The organism is Kitasatospora sp. NPDC003701, assembly GCF_053587085.1.
Window position 1 is genome coordinate 47591 of record NZ_JBSFNM010000020.1, and the last position, 26073, is coordinate 73663.

17 protein-coding genes and 1 pseudogene are annotated in these 26073 nt (G+C 74.7%); 14 read left to right on the forward strand and 4 right to left on the reverse strand.

From position 1 onward, the window contains the following. The first annotated feature begins 250 nt into the window (after positions 1-250). Both guaB and ACWDRR_RS20515 read left to right on the forward strand, forming a co-directional pair. On the forward strand, positions 251-1753 hold the full coding sequence (guaB, locus tag ACWDRR_RS20510) for an IMP dehydrogenase (protein ID WP_449773597.1): 1503 nt from the start codon (positions 251-253) through the stop codon (positions 1751-1753). A gap of 295 nt (positions 1754-2048) precedes the next feature. Beyond that, positions 2049-3176 carry a GuaB3 family IMP dehydrogenase-related protein gene (locus tag ACWDRR_RS20515; RefSeq protein ID WP_449773598.1) on the forward strand — a complete coding sequence of 376 codons (1128 nt, stop codon included), beginning with the start codon at positions 2049-2051 and terminating at the stop codon, positions 3174-3176. A gap of 56 nt (positions 3177-3232) precedes the next feature. On the opposite strand, the gene ACWDRR_RS20520 is transcribed toward ACWDRR_RS20515, so the two are convergent. After that, positions 3233-3805: a hypothetical protein gene (locus tag ACWDRR_RS20520; RefSeq protein WP_449773599.1), complete on the reverse strand. Its 573-nt coding sequence runs from the start codon at positions 3803-3805 to the stop codon at positions 3233-3235. A 252-nt stretch (positions 3806-4057) separates the two neighbouring features. Here ACWDRR_RS20520 and ACWDRR_RS20525 point away from each other — a divergent pair, with 252 nt between their 5' ends. After that, a complete protein-coding gene (locus ACWDRR_RS20525; protein ID WP_449773600.1) occupies positions 4058-6004 on the forward strand; it encodes a serine/threonine-protein kinase in 1947 nt (648 codons plus the stop codon). Between the two features lie 48 nt (positions 6005-6052). Here the strand turns inward: ACWDRR_RS20525 and ACWDRR_RS20530 are convergent, their stop codons facing one another. After that, positions 6053-6586, reverse strand: coding sequence for an SHOCT domain-containing protein (locus tag ACWDRR_RS20530; RefSeq protein ID WP_449773601.1), 534 nt, complete (start codon positions 6584-6586; stop codon positions 6053-6055). Between the two features lie 111 nt (positions 6587-6697). On the opposite strand from ACWDRR_RS20530, the gene ACWDRR_RS20535 reads away from it, so the two are divergent. The 8 genes and pseudogenes from ACWDRR_RS20535 (at position 6698) to ACWDRR_RS20570 (ending at position 19324) form a co-directional block, all read left to right on the forward strand. Continuing rightward, entirely contained in the window at positions 6698-7792 is a 1095-nt protein-coding gene (locus ACWDRR_RS20535) for a hypothetical protein (protein ID WP_449773602.1), read from the forward strand. A 158-nt stretch (positions 7793-7950) separates the two neighbouring features. Continuing rightward, complete coding sequence (locus tag ACWDRR_RS20540; RefSeq protein WP_449773603.1) at positions 7951-9765, forward strand: protein kinase domain-containing protein; 1815 nt, start codon at positions 7951-7953, stop codon at positions 9763-9765. Positions 9766-9937: 172 nt separating this feature from the next. Continuing rightward, positions 9938-11581 (forward strand): succinic semialdehyde dehydrogenase, encoded by a 1644-nt coding sequence (locus ACWDRR_RS20545; RefSeq protein WP_449773604.1) that lies wholly within the window; start codon positions 9938-9940, stop codon positions 11579-11581. A 75-nt stretch (positions 11582-11656) separates the two neighbouring features. After that, positions 11657-13459, forward strand: coding sequence for a GMC oxidoreductase (locus ACWDRR_RS20550; protein ID WP_449773605.1), 1803 nt, complete (start codon positions 11657-11659; stop codon positions 13457-13459). Between the two features lie 120 nt (positions 13460-13579). Beyond that, complete coding sequence (locus tag ACWDRR_RS20555) at positions 13580-15394, forward strand: hypothetical protein (RefSeq protein WP_449773606.1); 1815 nt, start codon at positions 13580-13582, stop codon at positions 15392-15394. Positions 15395-16473: 1079 nt separating this feature from the next. Beyond that, entirely contained in the window at positions 16474-18069 is a 1596-nt protein-coding gene (gene guaA, locus ACWDRR_RS20560) for a glutamine-hydrolyzing GMP synthase (RefSeq protein ID WP_449773607.1), read from the forward strand. A 205-nt stretch (positions 18070-18274) separates the two neighbouring features. Continuing rightward, positions 18275-18844 (forward strand): annotated as a pseudogene (locus ACWDRR_RS20565) (DoxX family protein); the annotation flags it as partial. A gap of 42 nt (positions 18845-18886) precedes the next feature. Continuing rightward, positions 18887-19324, forward strand: a complete 438-nt coding sequence (locus ACWDRR_RS20570) for a QcrA and Rieske domain-containing protein (RefSeq protein ID WP_449773667.1) — start codon at positions 18887-18889, stop codon at positions 19322-19324. A gap of 25 nt (positions 19325-19349) precedes the next feature. Here ACWDRR_RS20570 and ACWDRR_RS20575 read toward each other — a convergent pair whose 3' ends face one another. Continuing rightward, entirely contained in the window at positions 19350-19571 is a 222-nt protein-coding gene (locus ACWDRR_RS20575; RefSeq protein WP_449773608.1) for a hypothetical protein, read from the reverse strand. Then, entirely contained in the window at positions 19568-21007 is a 1440-nt protein-coding gene (locus ACWDRR_RS20580; protein WP_449773609.1) for a PspC domain-containing protein, read from the reverse strand. Before ACWDRR_RS20580 ends, ACWDRR_RS20575 begins: the two co-directional genes overlap by 4 nt. A gap of 262 nt (positions 21008-21269) precedes the next feature. On the opposite strand from ACWDRR_RS20580, the gene ACWDRR_RS20585 reads away from it, so the two are divergent. From ACWDRR_RS20585 to pcrA, 3 genes are all read left to right on the forward strand, one after another. After that, entirely contained in the window at positions 21270-22622 is a 1353-nt protein-coding gene (locus ACWDRR_RS20585) for an ATP-binding protein (RefSeq protein ID WP_449773668.1), read from the forward strand. Beyond that, on the forward strand, positions 22615-23313 hold the full coding sequence (locus ACWDRR_RS20590; RefSeq protein ID WP_329488057.1) for a response regulator transcription factor: 699 nt from the start codon (positions 22615-22617) through the stop codon (positions 23311-23313). The genes ACWDRR_RS20585 and ACWDRR_RS20590 overlap by 8 nt, the downstream gene beginning before the upstream one ends. 84 nt (positions 23314-23397) lie before the next feature. Continuing rightward, complete coding sequence (pcrA, locus tag ACWDRR_RS20595) at positions 23398-26031, forward strand: DNA helicase PcrA (protein WP_449773610.1); 2634 nt, start codon at positions 23398-23400, stop codon at positions 26029-26031. Positions 26032-26073: the final 42 nt, after the last annotated feature.

The window sequence follows — 26073 nt, forward strand, 5'->3', positions numbered from 1 at the left end:
CTGGTGGGGGCCGGAATGGCCCATGGGCGGTCGGTGTTGTCAAGGGCACACGAGGACACATTCGCGGTGCCAGTACCATGGGGTATCGGCGCCTGGGCGGGTCGCCAAAGTTCCGTGGGTGCGAGCGGGGTTTCCCTGGAGGTTCCTCCAATGGCACCGAGCTTTCGGCGGCCTGAGCGAGTGAGCGATGGAGTGCGCCCCCACCCTCAGGGCGCGAGCGGATTAGGCCGGCCACGGAAGGTACCCCCAAATGTCCTACAACGCCGCAGGCGTACCCGAGAAGTTCGCGATGCTCGGGCTGACGTACGACGACGTGCTGCTGTTGCCCGGGGCCTCCGAGGTGCTGCCGAACCAGGTCGACACCTCCTCGCGGGTCTCCCGGAACGTGCGCGTCAACATCCCGCTGCTCTCCGCGGCGATGGACAAGGTCACCGAGGCGCGGATGGCGATCGCGATGGCCCGCCAGGGCGGCGTCGGCGTCCTGCACCGCAACCTCTCGGTCGAGGACCAGGCCAACCAGGTCGACCTGGTGAAGCGCTCCGAGTCCGGCATGGTCACCGACCCGATCACGGTCGGCCCGGAGACCACCCTGGCCGAGGCGGACGCGCTCTGTGCCAAGTTCCGGATCAGCGGCGTGCCGATCGCGGACGAGGCGGGCAAGCTGCTCGGCATCGTCACCAACCGTGACATGGCCTTCGAGTCGGACCGCAGCCGTCAGGTCCGCGAGATCATGACCCCGATGCCGCTGATCACCGGCAAGGTCGGCATCTCCGGCGAGGACGCGATCGGCCTGCTCCGCCGCCACAAGATCGAGAAGCTCCCGCTGGTCGACGACGAGGGCCGGATCAAGGGCCTGATCACCGTCAAGGACTTCGTCAAGGCCGAGAAGTACCCGAACGCCGCCAAGGACGCGGAGGGCCGGCTGCTGGTCGGCGCCGCCGTCGGCGCCAGCGCCGAGGCGTTCGACCGGGCCCAGGCCCTGGTCGAGGCGGGCGCGGACTTCCTGGTCGTGGACACCTCGCACGGCCACAGCCACAACGCGCTGGCCTGGATCGCCAAGATCAAGGCCGCCGTCGGCATCGACGTGGTCGGCGGCAACGTCGCCACCCGTGACGGTGCCCAGGCACTGATCGACGCCGGTGTGGACGGCGTCAAGGTCGGCGTCGGCCCCGGTTCCATCTGCACCACCCGCGTGGTCGCCGGCATCGGCGTCCCGCAGGTCACCGCCATCTACGAGGCCGCGCTCGCGTGCCAGGCGGCCGGCGTCCCGGTGATCGGCGACGGCGGCCTGCAGTACTCCGGCGACATCGGCAAGGCGCTCGCCGCCGGTGCCGACACCGTGATGCTGGGCTCGCTGCTGGCCGGCTGCGAGGAGTCCCCGGGCGAGCTGCTGTTCATCAACGGCAAGCAGTTCAAGTCCTACCGCGGCATGGGCTCGCTGGGTGCCATGCAGTCCCGCGGCCAAGGCCGCTCGTACTCCAAGGACCGCTACTTCCAGGCCGAGGTGGCCTCGGACGAGAAGCTGATCGCCGAGGGCATCGAGGGCCAGGTGCCCTACCGCGGCCCGCTGTCCGCCGTGCTGTACCAGCTGGTCGGCGGCCTGCGCCAGACCATGGGCTACGTCGGCGCGGCCACCGTGGCCGAGATGGAGAGCAAGGGCCGGTTCGTCCGGATCACCTCGGCGGGCCTCAAGGAGAGCCACCCGCACGACATCCAGATGACCGTCGAGGCGCCGAACTACACCAGCCGCTGACACGTCGGACACCGAGGGGCCCGCAGCCGCGGGCCCCTCGCGCGTGTCCGGGTCCTCGCGGGTGTCCGGGTCCCGGAGGCGAGCGCGCGTCCCGCGCCGAGCCGAAGGGGCACGCCGGTGCCGAACGGGAGAGAGCGAGGAGGACCCGAGGAACGAGGGGCCTCGGAGTGACGACCATCGGCATCGGGACCAGTGTCCCGGAGGCGAGCGCGCGAGTCGGAGCGGGTGCGGGATACTGGGGGCGGCCGGGGTGACCCGGCGGGTATGAGCAACAAACCAGAAGGGCTCGAACGAAGTGACTGAGATCGAGATCGGGCGAGGTAAGCGCGGCCGCCGGGCGTACGCATTCGACGACATCGCCGTCGTCCCCAGCCGCCGCACCCGGGACCCGAAGGAGGTCTCGATCGCCTGGCAGATCGACGCCTACCGCTTCGAGCTGCCGTTCCTGGCCGCCCCGATGGACAGCGTGGTCTCCCCGCAGCAGGCCATCGCCATCGGCCGCCTCGGCGGCCTGGGCGTGCTCAACCTGGAAGGCCTCTGGACCCGCTACGAGGACCCGCAGCCGCTGCTGGACGAGATCGCCACCTTCACCGACGAGGCCGCCGCCACCCGCCGCCTGCAGGAGATCTACTCCGCGCCGATCCGGGCCGAGCTGATCAAGCAGCGGATCCAGGAGGTCCGCGACTCCGGCGTGGTCACCGCCGCCGCGCTCTCCCCGCAGCGCACCGCCGAGTTCTCCAAGGCCGTCGTGGACGCCGGCGTCGACGTCTTCGTCATCCGCGGCACCACCGTCTCCGCGGAGCACGTCTCCAGCGGCGCCGAGCCGCTCAACCTCAAGCAGTTCATCTACGAGCTGGACGTCCCGGTCATCGTCGGCGGCTGCGCCACCTACACCGCCGCGCTGCACCTGATGCGCACCGGTGCGGCCGGCGTGCTGGTCGGCTTCGGCGGCGGCGCCGCCCACACCACCCGCAACGTGCTCGGCATCCAGGTGCCGATGGCCACCGCCGTCGCCGACGTCGCGGCCGCCCGCCGCGACTACATGGACGAGTCCGGCGGCCGCTACGTGCACGTGATCGCGGACGGCGGTGTCGGCTACAGCGGCGACATCCCCAAGGCCGTCGCCTGCGGCGCCGACGCGGTGATGATCGGCGCGGCGCTGGCCCGTGCCACCGACGCCCCGGGCAAGGGCTTCCACTGGGGCATGGAGGCCGTCCACGAGGAGCTGCCGCGCGGCAAGCGGGTGGACCTCGGCACCGTCGGCACCACCGAGGAGATCCTCACCGGCCCGTCGCACACCCCCGACGGCACGATGAACCTGTTCGGCGCGCTGCGCCGCGCGATGGCCACCACCGGCTACACGGAGCTCAAGGAGTTCCAGCGGGTCGAGGTGACGGTCAACCCGGCGCTCCACCACCGCTGAGCCGCCCGCTGTGCACGGGGCCCCCGCCGGACCGGTCCGGCGGGGGCCCCGTGCGTTCAGTCCCGGGCGGCCGCGCGGCGGGTGAGCAGGAAGCCGCCGATCACGGCGATGCCGTAGAACACGACGTCCAGCAGGCGGCGGTCCGCGCGCCAGCCGGGCAGGGCGTCCCGGAGCAGTTCGCCGTACCCGGTGCCGGCCAGCTCGTGCAGGTGGCGGGTCCGGGCGATCAGCTGGCCGAGGAAGAGCGCGCCGGCCGCGAGCAGCGCGCCCAGCGGCGGCAGGGCGTGGTTGCGGCCGCCGAGCCGGCCGAGCGGCCAGGCGACGGCGGCGGCCGGGGCGATGGCCAGCCAGCCGACGGTGGTCGCCGCGCGGGCCGGTGCGAGCCCGTACGCCAGCGCGCCGGCCAGCATCGCGGCGACGGCGAGGGCGATCGCGACGGCGGTGCGCCGGCCGCGGCCGCGCGGGGCGGGTGCGGGCGCGGGGGCGGGTCGGTAACCGGCCACCGGCGCGCCGGGCATGCCCGGGGCGACATAGCCCTCGGGGGTCTCCGGCTCCGGTGCGACGGAGTAGTGTGCGGCCGTGCGCGGCCGGTCCGACCGGCCGTCAGCGCCCGGTGCGGGTGCGGTCATGGGCGTCGAAATCCCCCCGGAAAGACGGTGAGCTGCCGAACGCTAGCAGCGCCCGGGGGCGGCCGGACAGAGTTTTCGATCACAGATCGGGCACGGAGCGCCGGGTCCGCCCCGGTCCGGGACCAGGGTGGCCGGGGGCCGGGTGGTCGCGGGCCCTCGGGACAGGGGATGATGGAGGCTTGGCGTTCGGGCCCGCGCCGGGCCGACGCGCCGTCACCTCGACCGCCAGCAGCACATGGGGGAACGTTCCGAATGACCCAGGCGCAGGGCTCCACCGGCCGCCTCCTGGCCGGACGCTACCGGCTGAACGCGGTGCTCGGGCGCGGCGGCATGGGCACCGTCTGGCGTGCCGAGGACGAGATGCTGGGCCGGATCGTCGCGGTCAAGGAACTGCGGATGAACGGCAGCGTCGACGAGGACGAGAAGCACCGGCTGATCGTCCGGACGCTGCGCGAGGCCAAGGCGACGGCCCGGATCCGGCACAGCTCGGCCGTCACCGTGTTCGACGTGGTCGAGGAGGACGACCGGCCGTGGATCGTCATGGAGCTGGTCGAGTCCCGTTCGCTGGCGGACGTCATCAAGGAGGACGGACCGCTGCAGCCCGGCCGGGCCGCCGAGATCGCGCTGGACGTGCTGGGCGTGCTCGTCGCCGCGCACGCGCACGGCATCCTGCACCGTGACGTGAAGCCGTCCAACGTGCTGATCGGCGAGGACGGCCGGGTGGTGCTCACCGACTTCGGCATCGCCAGCGTGGAGGGGGACGCCTCGGTGACCTCCACCGGCATGCTGGTCGGCGCACCCTCGTACATATCCCCGGAGCGGGCCCGCGGGCAGAAGCCCGGACCGCCGGCCGACCTCTGGTCGCTGGGCGGCACGCTGTACGCGATGGTCGAGGGCCGGCCGCCGTACGACCGGGGTTCGGCGCTCGCCACCCTGACGGCGGTGATGACGGAGGAGCTCGGCGCGCCGCTGAACGCCGGGCCGCTGCGGCCGGTCATCGAGGGGCTGCTGGCGAAGGACCCGGCCGAGCGGCTGGACGCCTCGCAGACCCGCTCGCTGCTCAAGCGGGTGGCGGCCGAGGCCACCGCCCGGGCGGAGTCGACCACCGAGCACGCGATGCCGGTGAAGCCGGCCGCCGGGGCGGCCCGGGAGCGCGCGGCCGACGAGGCCCAGGGCGCCGCCGAGGAGAAGCCCGCGGGCGCCGGCCGGCGCACGATCGGCGGTCTGCTCGGCACCGTCCGGGTGGGGAGCCGGGCCAAGGACGCCGAGGAGGCCGGGCCCGCCGAGGACGGCGAGCAGCCCGCGGCCGAGGCCGCCGGCGCCGCCGCGCCGACGGGCGAGCCGATCCGGCCGGTGACCAGTGAGTGGACCCTGGGGGCGACCCAGGCCGCCGGGGCCGATCCGCGCAAGGGCCGGCGGCGCCTCGCCGTGGTCACCGTCGTGGTGGTGCTGCTGCTGATCGCCGGCGTGGTGGCGATGGTGCGGGCCTTCGGCGACTCCGACGGCGGAGCGGCCAACGGCGCGGGAGCCACCTCCCCGGGGGCGGTCGGCACCTCGGCGACCGGTACCCCGGCCGGTACGGCGACGGCCGGTACCGCGGCGCCCGGCACCTCCGCGGCCGCGACGGCCCCGGTCGGCGGCGGGGCCGGTTCGCCCGAGACCACCCCGGCCGCCGCACCCGTGACCCAGCCCCCGGCGGCACCCGCGACCCAGCCCCCGGCCGCGCCGCCCGCTCCGGCGGCGACCGGCGCGACGGTGCCCGCCGGGTACCACGAGTACAAGGACCCGACCGGCTTCTCGATCGCCCTGCCGGACTGGCTGCAGCCCGCCGGCTCGGAGTCCAACCGCCGGGTGTTCAAGGGCAACGGCGGCACCCTGAAGATCGAGTGGACCACCACCCCGGGCGCGAGCGCCGTCGCCGACTGGCAGGAGTCCGAGCCCGGGCTGCGCGGCCAGGTCAGCAACTACCAGCGGGTGCAGCTGCAGGCCGTCACCTACCGGGAGTGGACCAACGCCGCCGACTGGGAGTGGACCAACGGCACCCCCCGGACGCACTCGCTCAACCGGGGCTTCGTCACCGGCACGCCGGCCAAGTACGGGTACGCGATCTACTGGACGATGCAGGACGCGGACTGGGGCGCGCCGGCGAACGCGCAGGCCCGCCAGGTCGCCTTCGACACCTTCCAGCCCGCGCCGTAGGGCGGTTCCGGCCGCCGGCTCCGGTCTACGGAGCCCGGCCGCCGGGTGTCAGCCGATCAGGCGCTGCTTGGCGCGGCCGAACTCCTCGTCGGTGAGCGCCCCCGCGGCGTGCAGGGCGGCCAGCCGCTCCAACTGGTCCAGCAGCTCGGCGCCGGACGCGGCCGGCGCGGCGGGCGCGGCCGGGGGCTTCGCCGCGGCGTCGCGCACCAGCCGGGCGGCGGCCCGGACCTGCTCGGCGAACACCTCGGCCTTCGTCACGTCCTCGAACCGGTGCGAGCCGGTGAGCGCGACCACCAGCAGCACCTCGCCGTTCAACCTGGTCCTGGTGACGGTCGCGTCCGTCACCGCGGCGAGCGGAACCGGGACGGGCGGCTGGCCGTCCTTGAGGAAGAGCAGCCGCTGGGTGGTGAGGACCAGCACACCCTTGCGGAAGTGATCGGGGTGGCGCCCCGCCGTGGAGGCGACCGGCCTCTCGTCGGGCACGACGTTCGCCTCGACGGTGCGCAGGGCTTCGGCCCGGGTGTCGCGGTTGCTGTTGCCGGCCACGTCGAAGGCCGCGTCGATCAGATCGGTCCAGTCCATGGGACCGAGCGTAATACGGCTGTCGGCGGGCCCCGTTCGGCCGGTCGCCGCGCACCCGGCGAGGATCGGCGGGGCAGGGCCTAGGCTGGGCGGTGAGCGAGAGGAACACGCATGCGAGCGGGTCCGGGTCAGGTACTTGCGGGGCGTTACCGACTGACGGACCGTCCGGAGGCGCTGCGTGCGTTCGCCGTGGACGAGCGGACGGGGGCCACCGTCCTCCTGCGCGCCCTGGAGCTGCCCGCCCTGCTGACGAGCGGTCACGACCCGGACGAGCCGGTGCCCGAGCAGGGTGAGCGGCTGGTCCGCCGGGTGGCTGCGGCGGGCTCGGCCGCGCCCGTGCACCCGAGGCTGCTGCAGGGCGTCGGCGCGTTCGTCGAGGGCGAGCTGCTCTGGACGGTCGAGGAGCGGCCGGCCGGGGTGCTGCTGGCCGATCTGACCGCGGCCGGGCCGGTCGCGCCGTACCGGGCGGCCGAGTTGGCGGCGGACCTGGCCGGCGCGCTGCGCGCGCTGCACGAGGCCGGCCTCACGCACGGCAGTCTGACCGTCGAGTCGGTCCTGGTCTGCGAGGACGGCGCGGCCCTGCTGGGCGGGCTGCTCCCCGGGGTGGCCGAGGAGGCGCTGGCCGAGGAGCTCGGCGGGCCCGGCGGGCGCCGCCGGTACGAGGTCCGGGCCACCCTGGTCGGCCCGGTGGCGGAGCGCTGGCCGCTGGACGGCGGCCCGGCCGGCGACTGCTGGGCGCTCGGCGTACTGCTGCACCGGCTGGTGACGGGCCGCTCGCCGTACCCCGACCAGGGGGTGCCGGAGCTGGTGACGGCGGTGCGGGACGGCCGGCGGGAGCCGTCGACGGCGTGCGGGCCGCTGGCGCCGCTGGTGGAGCGGCTGCTGCAGCCCGACCCGGCACTGCGGCCGGGCGCGGCCGGGATCCGGCGGGAGCTGGCGGACCTGCTGGCGGGCGCCCCGGAGCCGGCCGACGAGGAGCGGGCGGCGCGGGCGCTCACGCTGCGCCCGGAGGGCCCGCTGGTGCCGCTGAGCCCGCGTCGGCGCGGCCGCGGTGCGCCGCCGGCGGAGGCGGTGGCGGCGGACGGCGGTCCGCTGCCGGCCCGGGCGCCGCTGCTGCCGCCGGCCCTGCTGGGCCCGGTCCTGGTCGGCGGGGTCTTCCTGCTGCTTGTGCTCGGGGTCGCCGCCGTGGTGATGTTCGCAGGCTGACGGTGCCCACCGGGCCGCCGCCACCTCCCCTGCGCACGGGGGAGGTTACCGGGGCCCGCGCGGTGCACCTAGGGTGTGCGTGAGATCTGTTCGAAAAGTGGTCTGTACCGGGCCCTCCGTCGCGGTGACGGCAGGTGGAGGAGGGGGAGCGGTCGCCGATGGGCGTGCACGACCGGCCGGAGGCGGCCGAGGGTGAGCGGCTGCTGGCCGGGCGTTACGAGCTGGGCGACCGGCTCGGCCGGGGCGGCATGGGCACGGTCTGGCGGGCCTGGGACCGGATGCTGGACCGCGAGGTCGCGGTCAAGGAGCTGACCGTCAGCCACCTCCCCGAGGAGGAGCTGCAGATCCTGCACGCCCGGATGAAGCGCGAGGCCAGCGCGGCCGCCCGGATCAAGCACCCCGGGGTGATCACCGTCCATGACGTGCTGGAGCAGGACGGCCGGCCGTGGATCGTGATGGAGCTGGTCGACGGCCGTTCGCTGGCCGACGTGATCAGCCAGGACGGCACCCTCCAGCCGCGCGCCGTCGCCGAGGTCGGCAGCCAGGTGCTGGCCGCGCTGCACCGCGGGCACCAGCTGGGCGTGCTGCACCGGGACGTGAAGCCGGCCAACGTCCTGCTGGAGCGCGGCACCGGGCGGGTGGTGCTGCTGGACTTCGGCATCGCGACGTACGAGGGCTCGGCCGAGCTGACCCGGCCGGGGGACCTGGTCGGCTCACCGGACTACCTGGCGCCGGAGCGCGCCCAGGGCGAGCGGCCGGGCCCGGCCTCCGACCTGTGGGGCCTCGGGGCGACGCTGTACGCGGCGGTGGAGGGCGAGTCGCCGTTCCGCCGGACCTCGCCGCTGACCACGCTGGCCGCGGTGGTCGGCGAGCCGCTGCCGGAGCCGCGGCGGGCCGGGGCGCTGGGGCCGGTGCTGGCGGCGCTGATGGCCAAGAACCCGGCCGAGCGGCCGAGCGCGGACGAGGCGGCCCGGATGCTGGCCGAGGTGAAGGCCGGGCACACCATGGGCTTCAAGCCCGTCGCTCCGGTCAAGGCGCCGACCCAGTCGGTGCCGCTGGTCGACCGGAACGACGCGTCCTCCGGGACGGCTCCGGCCGGGGAGTCCGAGGGGCCGACGGTGCCGCAGCCTCCGGCGCGGGCCGCCGGGGGCGAGGGCGTCGAGGGCCCGGGCACCGGGCCGGCGGGGCCCGTCGCGGTGGCCGGTGACGGGGCGTACGCCGCCACACCCACGCCGGGGGCGCACCCTGCCGCACCGGCACCGGGGGCGCACCTTGCCGCACCGGCGCCAGGGGCGCACTCTGCTTCACTGGCGCCGGGGGCACACTCCGTTTCGCCCGCGCGTGGCCCGGCCAGGCGCCGGGGTGTGCTGCGGATCGCCGCGGTCGTGCTGGCCGTCGCCGTGGTGGCCGCCGGGGCGACCTTCCTGGCGACCCGCGACCGGGGGACCCCGCTGCCCGGGCCCTCCCCGACCGCCTCCGGGACGCCGCAGCCCACCGAGTCCGGCGCCACCGGCCCCCCGCCCACCGGCTACCAGTGGGTGAACGACCCGGCGGGCTTCCGCTTCCCCCTGCCGGTGGCGACGCCGGCCTGGCAGCGCACCACCGACACCGCGAACCAGATCTTCTACAGCCCGGACAACAAGACGCACTACCTGCAGTTCGCCGTCACCGTCGGGCAGTCGGTCAAGCCGCTGGAGCACCTGCGGCAGATGGAGACCACCGTCTCCAAGCTGAAGGAGTACCGCCAGCACAAGCTGACCAGCGTCCTGGTGAACGGCCACGACGCGGCGGTCTGGGAGTTCAGCTACGCGGCCAAGGAGGGCGGCCGGCGGCGGGCCATAGAGGCGGAGTTCATCGACGCCGACGGCACGGGCTACGCCATCTACCTGTCCAGCCCGGACACGGACAAGGACTGGCCGGAGGGGGAGCAGCGGTTCAACGCCGTGCTCCGGGACTTCACACCGACCCGCTGACCCGCTGACCCGCCGGGCTGCCGACCCGCTGACCCGCCGGGCTGCCGACTCGCTGACCGCCGACTCCGGCTCGCCGACCCCGAGCCGCCGGCCCGTCGGCGGGCCGCGACGCGCCGCATTTCTTGTTACCGACGGGTACCGAACCGGCCGCCGAGCGCCTAGGCTGCGCCCCATGACGGACCTCACAGCAGATGCCACGGTCTCCGAGCAGCCCGGCGCAGGCGCCGCGGACCGCAACCCCGCCGCCCCCGGCGGCGGCCGCACCGTCGCCGCGGCCGTTCCGCCCTCCCTGGTCGCCCGCCTGGCCGGCGGGGTCACCGCGACCGGCGAGCCGGACCTGGTGGAGACCGTCGCCCCGCTGACCGGTGAGCGGCTGGCCGGTCTGCCGCGCTCGACCCCGGCCGACGTCGAGGTCGCCTACGAGCTGGCCCGGCGCGCCCAGCCGGCCTGGGCCGCGCTGCCGGTCCGCCGCCGCGCCGCCGTCCTGCTGCGCTTCCACGACCTGCTGCTCAAGCGCCAGGACGAGGTGCTGGACCTCATCCAGGCCGAGACCGGCAAGGCCCGGCTGCACGCCTTCGAGGAGGTGCTGTCCGTCGCGATGGCGGCCCGGCACTACGGGCGGGCCGCGCACGGCTACCTGCGCGACAAGCGGCACGGCGGGGCCCTGCCGCTGCTCACCCAGGCGGTCGAGGCCCGCCGCCCCAAGGGCGTGGTCGGGCACATCTCGCCCTGGAACTACCCGCTGGAGCTGTCCATCGGCGACGCGCTGCCCGCCTTCGTGGCCGGCAACGCGGTGGTCAACAAGCCGGACACGCAGACCGCGCTGACCGCGCTCTGGGCCCGTGAGCTGCTGATCGAGGCCGGGCTGCCGGCCGACCTCTGGCAGATCGTGATCGGCGACGGCCCGGTGGTCGGCCCGGCCGTGGTCGAGCACGCCGACTACGTCTCGTTCACCGGCTCCACCCGCACCGGCCGCGAGGTCGCCCAGCGCGCCGCCGCCCGGCTGGTCGGGGCCTCGCTCGAACTCGGCGGCAAGAACGCCATGCTGGTGCTCGCCGACGCCGACCTCGACCGGGCCGCCGAGGGCGCCGTCCGGGCCTGCTTCTCCTCCGCCGGCCAGCTCTGCATCTCGATCGAGCGGCTGCTGGTGCACCGCTCGGTGGCCGACGCGTTCCTGGCGAAGTTCGCCGAGCGGACCCGTGCGCTGCGCCTCGGCGGCGGTCTCGCCTACGGGGCGGACATGGGGTCGCTGGTCTCCGTCCGGCAGTTGGACGCCACCACCCGGCACGTGGAGGAGGCGGTCAAGGCCGGCGCCACCGTGGTGGCCGGCGGCCGCGCCCGGCCGGACCTCGGCCCGTTCTTCCACGAGCCGACCATCCTGGACGGCGTCACCCCGGAGATGGCGGTCTGCACCGAGGAGACCTTCGGCCCGGTCGTCTCGGTGTACCGCTTCGACACCGAGGACGAGGCGGTGACCACCGCCAACTCCACGCCGTACGGCCTCAACTCCAGCGTCTGGACGAAGGACCTGCGGCGCGGCCGGGCGATCGCGGCCCGCCTGCGCACCGGCACGGTGAACGTCAACGAGGCCTACGCGGCGGCGTACGGCTCGGTCGGCTCGCCGATGGGCGGCATGGGCGAGTCCGGTCTCGGCCGGCGGCACGGCGCCGAGGGCATCCTGCGGTACACCGAGGCGCAGACCATCGCCAGCCAGCGGGTGATGCCGCTGGCGCCCTCCTTCGGCCTGGACGACCGGCAGTTCGCCGCGGTGTTCACCGGTGGGCTGCGGGTGCTGAAGGCGCTGCGGTTCAAGTAGCCGCGCCCGTCCGACGGGGCCGGCCCGGGCGGCCGGCCCCGATGTCCGTTTCGTTTCCCGAAGGAGCAGTGGCACATGGTGGGGTCCCGCGACGAGGCGGACTTCGACTACGACGTGGTCGTGATCGGATCGGGCTTCGGTGGTTCGGTCTCCGCGCTGCGGCTGACCGAGAAGGGGTACCGGGTCGCCGTCCTGGAGGCCGGGCGGCGCTTCGAGCGCGACGAACTGCCCAAGAACTCCTGGGACCTGGCCAAGTACCTGTGGGCGCCCAGGCTCGGCCTGTACGGCATCCAGCGGATCCATCTGCTGGCCAATGTGATGATCCTGGCCGGTGCCGGGGTCGGCGGCGGCTCGCTGAACTACGCGAACACCCTGTACGTGCCGCCCAAGGCCTTCTTCGAGGACCGCCAGTGGCGCCACATCACCGACTGGCAGGAGGAGTTGGCGCCCTTCTACGACCAGGCGCAGCGGATGCTCGGGGTGCGGCTCAACCCGACCGTCACCCCGTCCGACGTCCATCTGCGGGCGGCCGCCGAGAAGATGGGCGTGGGGGACACCTTCCACCTGGCGCCGGTCGGGGTCTTCTTCGGCGACGGCAAGGACTCCGACCGCACGGCCAAGGCGGCGCCCGGCGAGGAGATCGCCGACCCGTACTTCGGCGGGGCCGGCCCGGCGCGGCGGGCCTGCGTGGAGTGCGGCGAGTGCATGACCGGGTGCCGGCACGGCGCGAAGAACATGCTCACCGAGAACTACCTGTACCTGGCCGAGCGGGGCGGCGCCGAGATCCACCCGCTCACCACGGTGGCCCGGATCCGCGAGCGCGGGGAGGGCTTCGCGGTGGACGTCCGCCGGACGGACGCCCGCTCCGGCACCGACCCGGTGAAGGCGGGCGCGCGGACCATCACCGCCGCCCGGGTGGTGGTCGCGGCCGGCACCTACGGCACCCAGTCGCTGCTGCACCGGATGCGCGACGGCGGCCACCTGCCCCGGATCTCCGGCCGGCTCGGCGAGCTGACCCGGACGAACTCCGAGGCGCTGGTCGGCGCCCAGACCACCGACCGGCGCTACGGCAGCCGGGCGGACTTCACCAAGGGCGTCGCGATCACCTCCTCGATCCACCCGGACGAGAACACCCACATCGAGCCGGTGCGCTACGGCAAGGGCTCCAACGCCATGGGCGCGCTGTCGATCATGCAGGTCAAGGGCGGTGGGAAGGGGCCCCGCTGGCTGCGCTACCTGGGCACGGCGGCCCGGCACCCGGTGACCTTCGCCCGGTCGATGAACCAGCACCGCTGGTCGGAGAAGACCATCATCGGCCTGGTGATGCAGTCGCTGGACAACTCGATCACCGTCTCGCTGAAGACCAAGGGCCTCGGCAAGGGCCAGCTGACCTCCACCCAGGGCCACGGCGCGCCCAACCCGAGCTGGATCCCGGCGGCCGAGCAGGGCGCCCAGGCGCTGGCCGAGGAGATCAACGGCTTCGCGGGCAGCACCGTCGGCGAGATCTTCGACATCCCGATGACCGCCCACTTCCTCGGCGGCTGCCCGATCGGCGACTCCGCGGAGACCGGCGTGGTCGACCCGTACCACCGGCTCTACGGCCACCCCGGGATCAGCGTGGTGGACGGTTCGGCGGTCTCCGCCAACCTCGGGGTGAACCCCTCGCTGACGATCACCGCGCAGGCCGAGCGGGCCATGTCGATGTGGCCCAACAAGGGCGAGACGGACGGCCGCCCGGCCCCGGACGAGGCGTACCGGCGGGTCGAGGCGGTGCCGCCGGTGCGCCCGGCGGTGCCGGCGGAGGCCTTCGGCGCGCTGCGGCTGCCGCTGCTGGCCGTCCCGAAGGTCCCCAAGAAGCTTGGTGGGACGGCCTCCTGACGAGCCGCCGGGCGCGTCGGGGGCCGCGGCGAAGGCCGGTTGACAGCCGTCCGGGCACGATGGGATAAACGGGCTCCCTGGGGGGACCAGGGAGCACCGTTCACGGGGGGATCGCGGTCCATGGCCATCTGCGCATCGTGCGGCGCGGCTTCGGGGGAGGGGGCGCTCTCCTGCGCCGCCTGCGGGCGGCCGGTCACGCCGCCGCCACCCCCGCCGCCGCCCGCCCCGCTCTCGCCGCCGCCCGCCGGGCCGGCCGGCTCCACGTATCCGCCACCCCTGCCGCCCGCCGTGCCGCCGGCCCCGCCGGCCCCGCCGGCCCCGCCCGTCCCGCCCGGCTTCGCGCCGCCGGCGGTGGGCGGCTGGGGCGCCGGCCGGCCCTACGACCCGGCCGCCGCCCGCCCGGCCGTCCTGCGCGGGCTCACCGGCGAGGACTGGCGGCCGGCGTTCAAGGTGATGATCGCGCCGACCGCGGTGCTGTTCCTGGCGGCGCTGATCGCGGCGATCCCGGACGACTACACCTTCTTCTACCTCTTCGAGGCGCCGTCCTTCGGCAAGCGCTTCGGCGGCGCGCTGGCGCTGGCCCTGGGTGCCCTCGGCGCGCCGTTCGAGCTGGCCTACTCCGGCGGGGGCCGCTACGCGTCCGGCGGCGATTCGCTCGTCCGGGCGGTGCCGATGACGGTCACCGCGCTCTGGCTGTTCGCGCTCTGGCTCGGCCTGCGGGCCGACGCGCGCCGGCGGCAGGCCCGTACCGGTGAGCAGCCGACCAGGCGGCAGGCGGCCGGTGAGGCGCTGCGCACCGCGCTGGCCGGGGCGGCGGTGACCCTGCTGATCGGCCTCGTCTGCGGCACCACCTGGCGGCCCGGCTCCCCGCGCGGCGGGTTCGGCGAGGGCGACTACTCCGACGCGTTCGGCGGGCTGACGTACTCGGCCGACGCCGGCTGGCTCCAGGCCGTCGGCTGGACGGCGCTGCTCGCCGGGCTGCTGGCGTTCACCGTGCACGGCACGGACGCGCTGCGCTGGGCGGCCTGGCGCAACCGCGCGGTGCGCGGCTGGGCGGTGGCCGCGCTGGCGGCGGGCCGCGCGCTGGCGATGACGGTCGGCCTCGCCTCGCTGGTCGGTTTCGTGCTGATCGCCGTCCAGGGCGAGGGCGGGCAGGCCGGTGCCTCGCTGGCCGTCCTGCCGAACGTCGGCCTGCTGCTGCTCGGCCTGGGGTCGGGGGCGACGCTCAGGTGGACGAGTGGCGCGAGCGGCTCCTCCGCGGACGCGGACTGGGAGTCCGGCGCGTCCGGCGGCGACGAGTTCTCCTTCTTCGACCTGCACCACGAGAGCGCCGACTGGCGGTGGACCGGTCTGCTCGCGCTGGCCGCGGCGGCCTTCCTCGGGTGGACGGCGTACCGGCGCCGGCTGGACGCGGCCGACCGGCTCCGGCTGGCGGTGGTGTACGCGGCCGGGCTCAGCCTGCTGATGGCGATCGCCGGCGCGCTGCTCTCGACCAGCTCGACCACGACGTACTTCGGCCGCCAGCGGGAGCTCGGCCACGAGTACTCGGTCGGCCTGGTCCTCGCCACCCTGCTGGCGGCCAATGTGATCTGGGCGGCGGTCGGTGCGCTGGCGGTGCCGCCGCTGCTGGCGGCCGCGGGCCGCGGCGGGGCCGTCGGCCCGCCCCGGGCGGCGGCGCCGGACCTGTCGTACCAGCCGCAGGGCGCGCCGTACCAGGGGGCGCCTGCTCCGGGTCGCGCGCCGCAGGACGCCGGGCAGGCGCCGGAGCCCGCCGTGCCGACCGGGGTGAGCGAGGTGATCGGCTCGCACGAGGAGCCGCCGCCGCGCCCGGCGGTGGGGGTCCCCCCGGCCGAAGGCCCGGGGAGGGTGCCCGCCGCGCGGCCGCCGGGTGAGGACGACCCGGTCGATCCGAGCGTCTGGCGCAAGCAGCAGTAGTGACGGAGGGGCGCGTGGCCGGTGGCCCGCGCCCCTCACCCGTGGGCCGGCCGGCCCCGCGGTGGTCCGCCCCGGCCCCGAACAGGGCAAAGGGCCCCGCGGGGGAACGGGGCCCTTTGTCGCTCAGCACGCGGCGTCAGGGCTGCGCCGGTGCTGGGGTGACGGCGCCGGGGGAGGAGCGCCGTCGCGTCGGATGGCTCGGGTGGCGCCGGCGCGGCGCCGGCATGAGGTGGGCCGGCCGCGCGTGGCGCGTACACACGCGGCGGGGCGGGCCGGCGCGCATGCCTGCGCCGAGCTTTCGCTCACGGAGCGTGAGGTGATAATCGTTGCCATCGTGGGTCTCGGTGACAGCGGGACGGCACTCCGCGGTGGGCCTACGGCCGCCGGGAGAACCTCTTCCAAGCAGCATCGTGATGGACGGAGGGCTTGCTCTGCAACCGATTCGGCATGATTCGGCACAGTCCATTTTCGGCCCGGCCGATGCGCGGCGGTCCGCCCGGACCGGCTCGGCGGCCCCTCGGAAGGCCGCGGGTGGCCGCTATCGATGATCACCGTGTGTAGTGGTGGCGCCGGAGCGCACAGGGACGCGCGTAGCGGCGCGGGACGGTGAACGGTGTGCGCCTGGGTCGCGCCGGGGTGCGGCGGCCGGAGCCCGGGCGTCCCCGGGGCCGGCCGCCCCACCTCCTTGGGTCCAGTCGCGGCCGGGGTCGCTGTCCCCTGCTGGCCGGCCGCTGCACCCGCGCACGGTCCCACGGCGCACCGCTCCCGGCGGGGCCGGGACAGCGGCGGCGCCACGCGCGCCGGTGGACTGGGATGAGCTCCACGCGTGGTCCTGCTGGCCCGCACGGCGGCGCCCCTGCCGGGGCGGAGGCGGCGCACCTGGCAGGCGCGGCGCGGTCGTGCGGTCGTCTGATGCAACGAAGCGGCCGCCCGCCCGGTCACGGCCTCTTGGACGTGCAGACGAGTGAAACCGGCCAGCCCGGTAGACTCGTGCCCAGACCCCCGCCCGTCGCCCGCCGCCGCCCTCTCGGGGGGCGTGCTCCGCGACACCTCTAGATACCGCTGCCGGAAGGCCGTCCGTGTCCTCTGCTATTCCCGACCAGTCCGCGCCTGAGACCGACACCGTTCTGGTGGTCGACTTCGGCGCCCAGTACGCCCAGCTCATCGCCCGTCGGGTGCGTGAGGCCCGGGTCTACAGCGAGATCGTGCCGAGCAGCATGCCGGTCGCCGAGATGCTCGCCAAGAACCCGAAGGCGATCATCCTCTCCGGCGGCCCCTCGTCGGTCTACGAGCAGGGCGCGCCGCAGCTCGACCGCGCGATCTTCGAGGCCGGCGTGCCGGTCTTCGGCATGTGCTACGGCTTCCAGCTGATGGCCAAGACGCTCGGCGGCACCGTCGACAACAGCGGCGCCCGCGAGTACGGCCGCACCCCGCTGGTCGTCTCCCGCACCGGCTCGACCCTGTTCGAGGGCGTCCCGGCGCAGCACTCGGTGTGGATGTCGCACGGCGACGCCTGCTCCGCCGCGCCCGAGGGCTTCACCGTCACCGCCTCCACCGACGTGGTGCCGGTCGCGGCCTTCGAGAACGACGAGGCCCGCCTCTACGGCGTGCAGTACCACCCCGAGGTGCTGCACTCCGACCACGGCCAGCAGATCCTGGAGCACTTCCTCTACCGCGGCGCCGGCATCGCGCCGACCTGGACCACCGGCAACGTGGTCGACGAGCAGGTCGCGCTGATCCGCGCCCAGGTCGGCGACAAGCGCGCCATCTGCGGCCTCTCCGGCGGCGTGGACTCCGCGGTCGCGGCGGCCCTGGTCAACAAGGCCATCGGCACCAAGCTGACCTGCGTCTACGTCGACCACGGCCTGATGCGCAAGGGCGAGACCGAGCAGGTCGAGAAGGACTTCGTCGCCGCCACCGGCGTGCAGCTGAAGGTCGTCGACGCCAAGGAGCGCTTCCTGACCGCGCTGAAGGGCGTCAGCGACCCGGAGGAGAAGCGCAAGATCATCGGCCGGGAGTTCATCCGGGTCTTCGAGCAGGCCCAGGCCGAGATCGTGGCCGAGGCCGGCGAGCACGGCGAGTCGGTCGACTTCCTGGTCCAGGGCACCCTGTACCCGGACGTGGTGGAGTCCGGCGGCGGCACCGGCACCGCCAACATCAAGTCCCACCACAACGTCGGCGGCCTGCCCGAGGACCTGCAGTTCTCGCTGGTCGAGCCGCTGCGCAAGCTGTTCAAGGACGAGGTCCGGATGGTCGGCCAGGAGCTGGGCCTGCCGGAGGAGATCGTCCAGCGCCAGCCGTTCCCGGGCCCGGGTCTGGGCATCCGGATCGTCGGCGAGGTCACCGAGGAGCGCCTCGACCTGCTCCGCGAGGCCGACGCGATCGCCCGCGAGGAGCTGACCGCGGCCGGTCTGGACCGTGAGATCTGGCAGTGCCCGGTGGTGCTGCTCGCGGACGTCCGCAGCGTCGGTGTCCAGGGCGACGGCCGGACGTACGGCCACCCGATCGTGCTGCGCCCGGTCTCCTCCGAGGACGCCATGACGGCCGACTGGTCGCGCCTGCCGTACGACGTGCTGGCGAAGATCTCCACCCGGATCACCAACGAGGTCCCCGATGTGAACCGCGTGGTGCTGGACTGCACCAGCAAGCCGCCGGGCACCATCGAGTGGGAGTAGGCACTCCCCGCCGGCGCTGAACCGGCATTGAACGGCCGCGCCGTCGTTCCCGTATACAAGGGAGCGGCGGCGCGGCCGTTCGCGGTGGACGACCGGGGCACCGGACGCCCATCGGGTGGGATCTCCCACCGAAAGCGCTCACAAGCGTGCAGAATGCGGACCGGACCCGTCAGGTGATGGCGGGCCGTGAAGGAAGGTGTGAGGGATGTCGGAGGCCAGCAGCTCCGTGGCGACCAGCAACTCCACGGCAGGCGGCGACTCCACGGCGACCGGCGCGGCGGCGAGCGGCGGCAGGGCCGAGCGGCTCGCCCTGCGCAAGGCGGCCGCCTCCCGGTACGCGCTGCTGCCGCTGCGGATCTTCCTGGGCGTCACCTTCGTCTACGCGGCGCTGGACAAGCTCGCCGACGCGCACTACCTGGCCGGCGCGGGCGACCCGGCGTCCTTCGTCTCGCAGACCCAGGCGGCCAAGGGCTCCAGCCCGATCTCGTTCCTGCTCGGGGCGGCGCTCGACGCGCCCACGCTGTTCGCGCTCGCCATCGCCTTCGGCGAGCTGGCGGTCGGCCTCGGCACCCTGTTCGGCCTCTGGGGCCGGGTCGCGGCCGTCGGCGGCGCGCTGATCAACCTGAGCCTCTGGCTGACCGTCAGCTGGAACGTCTCGCCGTACTACCTCGGCAACGACCTGGTCTACCTGATGGCCTGGACCCCGCTGGTGCTGGCCGGCACCCCGTACCTCTCGCTGGACGGCTACCTGGCCAAGCGGGCCGCCCGGGACCGCGAGCGCGGGCTGCGCGAGCAGCACGTCCGGCGGCGGGCGCTGATGGACGGCGGGATCGCGGCCGTCGCGATCGGCGGCGCCGGGCTGCTCACCGGCTCGCTGACCGCCACCTTCGGGCGGGACAAGAAGGCCGCCGCCGGGCCGTCGGCCGCGCCGTCGCCCGCCGGGCCGGCCGTCTCGGTGGACGCCGCGAGCGTCCCGGTCGGCGGCTCGGCCCAGGTCAAGGACCCGGCCACCGGTGACGCGGTCTACATCGTCCAGCCCAAGGCCGGCCAGTACTGCGCGTTCTCCTCGACCTGCACGCACTCCGGCTGCGCGGTCGACGCACCGAAGAACGGCCAGCTGTACTGCCCCTGCCACGGCTCCCGGTTCGACGCGGCCACCGGCGCGGTGGTCAACGGCCCGGCCACCAAGCCGCTGCCCAAGTACAGCGTCACCAAGGACGGCGACAAGCTGAACCTCGGGCCGCTGCAGAGCTGAGCGGGGCGCCCGGGCGCCCCGGCCGTCAGGGCGCGTCCTGGTCCTGCGGGTCCGGGCGGCCGCGCCGCACCGCCGCCGCGACCGCCCCGGCCAGCCCGCCGACCCCGAGCACGATGAAGGTCACCGGGATGACGATCCGGCCGTTCACGGAGATGTCGTTGAGCGCCGCCACCAGGTAGAGCACCGCGATCACGGTGAACAGCCCGCCCGCGATCAGCGAGAACAGATCGAGCTGGTGCTTCCTCACGACTGGACCACCTTGATGTCGCCGAGCCCGACCATCAGCCTGAGGTCGAGCGTGCCCTTGGATGCCTGACCGTTCACGGGGTGCAGCTGGAAGCTGCGGGAGCTGTTGCCGTTGACCTCGTCCGCCCCGGGCACCTTGACGTTGCCCAGCCCGGCCCTGGTCTCCAGGTTCACCGTCACGTCCGGCGGCAGCAGGACGGTCAGCTGCCCGGCACCGACCTCGACGGTGCTCCGCAGGGTGGCCCCGGCCGGGTCGATCCCGGTGAGGTCCAGCTTGGCGTCACCGAGCCCGAGCGTGTACCGCTCCTCCAGGTCGGCCGCCGAGACGACGGTCCAGTTGCGGTCGCCGAGCGCGTTCTGGACCGAGAACGACGAGCCGCCCGAGAACGCCAGTGCCAGGGTCAGCGCCAGGCCCGGCACGACCAGCTTGCGGGCCCGGCCGAACTTGGCGGCGACCAGCAGGGTCAGCCCGACCACCAGCAGCGCGGTGGCCAGCACCGTGCCGGTCACCACCTCGGCGCCGCCGTGGGCGGAGGCCGACCAGACCGCGCTGGCCGCGCCGACCGCGAGCAGCAGCCCGATCAGGCCGAGCGGCGAGCGCTCGGGGCGGTGGCGCACCACCGTCGGCCGCGGCGGCCGGCCGGCCGGGCCGTCCTTGCGCAGCGGGTCGCCCTCGGGCAGGTCGGGGCGCTGCCACCAGGGCTGCGCCGGCCCGCCGGGCGGCGGGGTGGCGGCTGGGCCGTACGGGTTGCGCTCGGGGTGGCGGGGGTCCCACAGGTAGCCGCTCGGGCCCGCGTGCGGGGTGTCGGTCGGTACCGTGCCGGCCGCCCGCTCCCGGGCGTGCCGCTCGCGGGCCGGCTCGTCCCCGCCCCGGGGCGGCCAGGAGTAGTCGGCGGTCGACGCCTCCGACCCGGGGAACCACCGGTCGTACGGGCCGTGCCGCCGCTCCCGGCCGCGCCGGCGCCCCCGCAGCCGGCCGCCGTGGCGCCGCTCCGGGTCGTAGCGGACCGCCAGGAAGACCAGGGTCCCGAGCAGCAGCACCGGGAACATGGTGTCCCCGTCGCCCATCGAGGCGAAGAAGACGCCGGTGCCGATCACGGTCAGCAGCACCGCGCCGACCGACTGGCCGTCCACCCGGCCGGTGAGCACCCGCTGGAGCTCGGTGCGGCCCGCCCTGCTGCCGCCCCGGCCGTCCGGGACGGACTCGGTCGGGATGATCAGCCAGGCCAGCCCGTACAGGAACAGGCCGAGGCCGCCGGAGAGGCAGAGCACGGCCGTCACCACCCGGAAGACCACCGGGTCGATGTCCAGGTGCCGGCCCAGGCCGCCGCAGACACCGGCCACCACACGGTGGTGCTCGGTGCGGTTCAGCGGGGGGCGGTCCGGCGCCGGCGGGGCGCTCGGCCCGCTCTCCTGGATGCGGTGGTCTTCGGTCATGCCCACCATCCTGGTGGCTCGCGCGGTCCCGCCCAACCGGTGGGAGCCCTGTCCGTACCCTGACTTGTCCCTGAGACGGATGGGGGCTCCACCCTGATGCGCCCGGGCCCGCGTGCGTGGAACCATCGGTGCCGTGGCAGCACCCGGTACCGATCCCCGCCCCCTCGTCCCCGACGCCGCGTCGGCGGCGAGTGCCGACCCGGCCGCGCCCGGCGGCGAGCGCCCGCCGTACCGGCGGCTCTACCGGAGCCCGCAGGGCCGGATGCTCGGCGGCGTCGCGCACGGCCTCGCGGTGCACCTCGGGCTGCCGGTCACCTGGGTCCGGGTCGCCTTCGTCCTGCTCTTCTTCGCGCAGGGGATCGGCGCGCTGCTGTACGCGGCGTTCTGGTTCGTGGTGCCGATCGGCATCGGCGAGCCCGCGCAGCGCGCCGGTGCGCACTGGGTCTACGCCAACGGCGCCTTCGTGCCGGCCGGCTCCTGGCAGGCCTCCGGCGCCTCCGGGGCGGAGCTGAGCAAGGGCCGGCGCGGCTGGATCGGCCGGCTGCGCGAGCTGCTCCAGCACGCCCTGCAGGGCGAGCCCGCCGCGGCCGCGGCCGAGCCGGGCGGCGAGCCGGTCCCGGCCCGGTCCGCCGCCGGCCGGCGCCAGGGCGGCCTGGGCCAGCTCGCCGCGCTGGTCATGGTGGTGATCGGTCTGATCGCCCTGCTGAGCGCGCTCGGCGTGCAGACCGCCCGGCCGTACACCTGGCCGCTGCTGGCGATCGGCGTCGGTGTCGCACTGGTCTGGCGGCAGGCCGACGACTCCCGGTGGCAGCGCTGGTTCGGCCTGGAGGAGGGCGAGAAGCGGCGCGGCGCCTACACCCGGGTCGGCGGCGGCGTGCTGCTGGTGGTGGCCGGCACCATCGCCTTCCTCGCCATGCAGGGCAGCGGCTCCACGCTCGGCTCGGTGGTCGAGGCCTCGCTGGCGGTGCTGGCCGGCGTCCTGGTGCTGGTGGGCCCGTACGCGCTGCGGATGTGGCAGGACCTCGGCGCCGAGCGGACCGCCCGCATCCGCGCCCAGGAGCGGGCCGAGATCGCGGCGCACGTCCACGACTCGGTGCTGCACACCCTGACCCTGATCCAGCGCCGGGCCGAGGACCCGAAGGAGGTGCTGCGGCTCGCCCGGGCCCAGGAGCGCGAGCTGCGGCTCTGGCTGTACCGGCCGGAGGCGGTCGCCGAGGACGCGCCGGACACCATGGCGGAGAGCCTGCGCGCGGTGGTCGCCGAGGTCGAGGACCGGCACGGCGTCCCGGTCGAGCTGGTCGTGGTCGGCGACTGCCCGATGGACGAGCGGATCGCGGCGCAGATGCAGGCCGCGAGGGAGGCGACGGTCAACGCGGCCAAGTACGGTGGCGGGGGACCGGTCCAGGTCTACGCCGAGGTGGAGGGAAAGACGGTGTCGGTGTTCGTACGCGACCACGGCCCCGGCTTCGACCCCGACACGGTGCCCGAGGACCGGATGGGTGTCCGCGAGTCGATCATCGGCCGGATGAAGCGCAACGGCGGCACCGCACGGGTGCGGCCCGCGCCGGACGGCGGCACCGAGGTCGAGCTGGAGATGGAGAGAACGAATGACTGACGCAGCGCCGACGGGGGGGACCCCGGCCGAGGGCGGGGGAAGGGTCGCGCGGGTCGTGCTGGTCGACGACCACCGGATGTTCCGGACCGGGGTGCGCGCCGAGATCGGGCGCACCGAGGTCACCGGGATCGACGTGGTCGGCGAGGCCGACGACGTGGAGTCGGCGGTCCGGGTGGTGGCCGAGACCAGGCCCGACGTGGTGCTGCTCGACGTGCACCTGCCGGGCGGCGGCGGGGTCGAGGTGCTGCGCCGCTCGGCCGGGCTGATGGGCGAGCAGGTGAAGTTCCTGGCGCTGTCCGTCTCCGACGCGGCCGAGGACGTCATCGGCGTGATCCGCGGCGGTGCCCGCGGGTACGTCACCAAGACGATCACCGGCACCGACCTGGTCAACGCCGTCTTCCGGATCGCCGACGGCGACGCGGTGTTCTCGCCGCGGCTGGCCGGCTTCGTGCTGGACGCCTTCGCGGCCACGGACACCCCGCCGGTGGACGAGGACCTCGACCGGCTGACCCAGCGCGAGCGCGAGGTGCTGCGGCTGATCGCGCGCGGCTACGCGTACAAGGAGATCGCGAAGCAGCTGTTCATCTCGGTGAAGACGGTGGAGAGCCACGTCTCGGCCGTGCTGCGCAAGCTCCAGCTGAGCAACCGGCACGAGCTGACCCGGTGGGCCACCGCCCGCCGCCTGGTCTGACGGCCCCCGCGACGCCTCCCGCCCGGCCCGGATCCCTTCCGGCCGGGCGGGCTTGTCAGTGCGGGGCCATAGACTCGTAGGGCCATGAGTAGCCTCTTTGACGACCTCCCGCTCCCCGGTTTCGAGGCCCCCGCCGCCGGGTCGAAGCAGCAGCCCGCCGCAGACCCGACGGCCGAGGAGCCGCCGCCGTTCGAGGACGACGTCCCGTACGACGCCTACGAGGAGGCGATCCCGGAGGGGCTCTTCCACACGGACCACGCGGCCCAGGCCGAGCGGGACGCCTACTACCGCAACGGCGCCGCCCGGCCGGTGGTGGACCCGGCCCAGCTGCTGGAGGGGATGAACGACCCGCAGCGCGAGGCGGTGCTGCACGCGGGCTCGCCGCTGCTCATCGTGGCCGGCGCCGGCTCCGGCAAGACGCGCGTGCTGACCCACCGGATCGCCCACCTGCTGGGCGCCCGCGGGGTGCAGCCGGGCGAGATCCTGGCGATCACCTTCACCAACAAGGCGGCCGGCGAGATGCGCGAGCGCGTCGAGCAGCTGGTCGGGCCCCGGGCCCGGGCGATGTGGGTCTCCACCTTCCACAGCGCCTGCGTGCGGATCCTGCGCCGGGAGAGCAAGCTGCTCGGCTTCACGTCGTCGTTCTCGATCTACGACTCGGCCGACTCGCAGCGCCTGATGTCCCTGGTCTGCCGGGACCTCGACCTGGACCCGAAGCAGTTCCCGCCGAAGTCCTTCACGGCCAAGGTCAGCAACCTGAAGAACGAGCTGATCGACGAGGAGACGTACGCCGACCAGGCGGCCAACCCGATGGAGAAGAAGCTGGCCGAGGCCTACTTCCTCTACCAGCGGCGGCTGCGCGAGGCCAACGCGCTCGACTTCGACGACATCATCATGACGACGGTGAACCTGCTCCAGGCCTTCCCCGACGTCGCGGAGCACTACCGGCGGCGGTTCCGGCACATCCTGGTCGACGAGTACCAGGACACCAACCACGCCCAGTACACGCTGGTGCGGGAGCTCAGCGGCGGCTCCGCCACGGCCGCGCCGAAGCGCACCGTGGACGGCGACTTCGTGGACCCGGCCGCCGGGCGCCTCGCCGAGGTGCCGCCGGCCGAGCTGTGCGTGGTCGGTGACGCGGACCAGTCGATCTACGCCTTCCGCGGTGCGACGATCCGCAACATCCTCCAGTTCGAGGAGGACTACCCGAACGCGACCACCATCCTGCTGGAGCAGAACTACCGCTCCACGCAGACCATCCTGAGCGCGGCCAACGCCGTCATCGAGCGGAACACCAGCCGCCGCGAGAAGAAGCTCTGGACGGCCGGCGACCACGGCGAGAAGGTCGTCGGCTACGTCGCGGACGACGAGCACGGCGAGGCCCAGTTCATCGCCGACGAGATCGACCGGCTCACCGACGCCGGCGACGCCAAGCCCGGCGACGTCGCGATCTTCTACCGGACCAACGCCCAGTCCCGCGTGTTCGAGGAGGTGTTCATCCGGGTCGGCCTGCCGTACAAGGTGGTCGGCGGGGTGCGCTTCTACGAGCGCAAGGAGGTCCGGGACGTCCTGGCCTACCTGCGGGTGCTCTCCAACCCGGAGGACACCGTGCCGCTGCGCCGGATCCTCAACGTGCCCAAGCGCGGGATCGGCGAGCGGGCCGAGGCGATGATCGACGCGCTCGCCGGGCGCGAGCGGATCTCCTTCGCGCAGGCGCTCCAGCGGGTCGACGAGGCGTACGGGATGGCCGCCCGCTCGGCGAACGCGGTGAAGAAGTTCAACGCGCTGATGGCCGGGCTGCGGCAGGTCGTCGAGTCGGGCGCCGGGCCGGCCGCGGTGCTGGAGGCCGTGCTGGAGGAGACGGGCTACCTCGCCGAGCTGCAGTCCTCCACGGACCCGCAGGACGAGACGCGGGTGGAGAACCTCCAGGAGCTCGCCTCCGTCGCCCTGGAGTACGAGCAGGACCCGGGCGAGCGGCCCGACGCGGGCGAGGACGGCGCGCCGCCGCTCGGCTCGCTGGCCGACTTCCTGGAGAGGGTGGCGCTCGTCGCGGACTCCGACCAGATCCCCGACGACGACGAGGAGGGCCGGGGCGTCATCACGATGATGACCCTGCACACCGCCAAGGGGCTGGAGTTCCCGGTGGTCTTCCTGACCGGCATGGAGGACGGCATCTTCCCGCACATGCGGGCGCTCAACCAGGTCAAGGAGCTGGAGGAGGAGCGGCGGCTCGCGTACGTCGGGCTCACCCGGGCGCGCGAGCGGCTCTACCTGACGCGCTCGGTGCTGCGCAGCGCCTGGGGGCAGCCCTCGTACAACCCGGCCTCGCGCTTCCTGGAGGAGATCCCGGACACGCTGGTGGAGTGGAAGCGGACGGGGGCGTCCACGGTGCCGGCCTCGCGCGGGTACTCCTCGGGGTCGTCCTGGGGCGGGAAGTCCGCCGGTTCGGGCGGCTCCTCCCGGGGCTCCTCGCGCGGCTCGGCGGCGGCGGCCTCGCCCAAGGCGGGCTGGGGTCAGTCGGCGCGGCGCTCCGGCGCGGCGGTCGAGCGCGAGGTCGTGGCGCTGGCGGTGGGGGACCGCGTCACCCACGACACCTTCGGCCTGGGCACGGTGGTGGCCACCGCCGGGGTCGGGGAGAAGGCGCAGGCCACGGTGGACTTCGGGACGGAGGGGCGCAAGCAGCTGCTGCTGCGGTACGCGCCGGTGGAGAAGCTGTAGGGCGGGTCGGCCCGCTCCGGCCCGGGTGGTGACGCCGCCCGG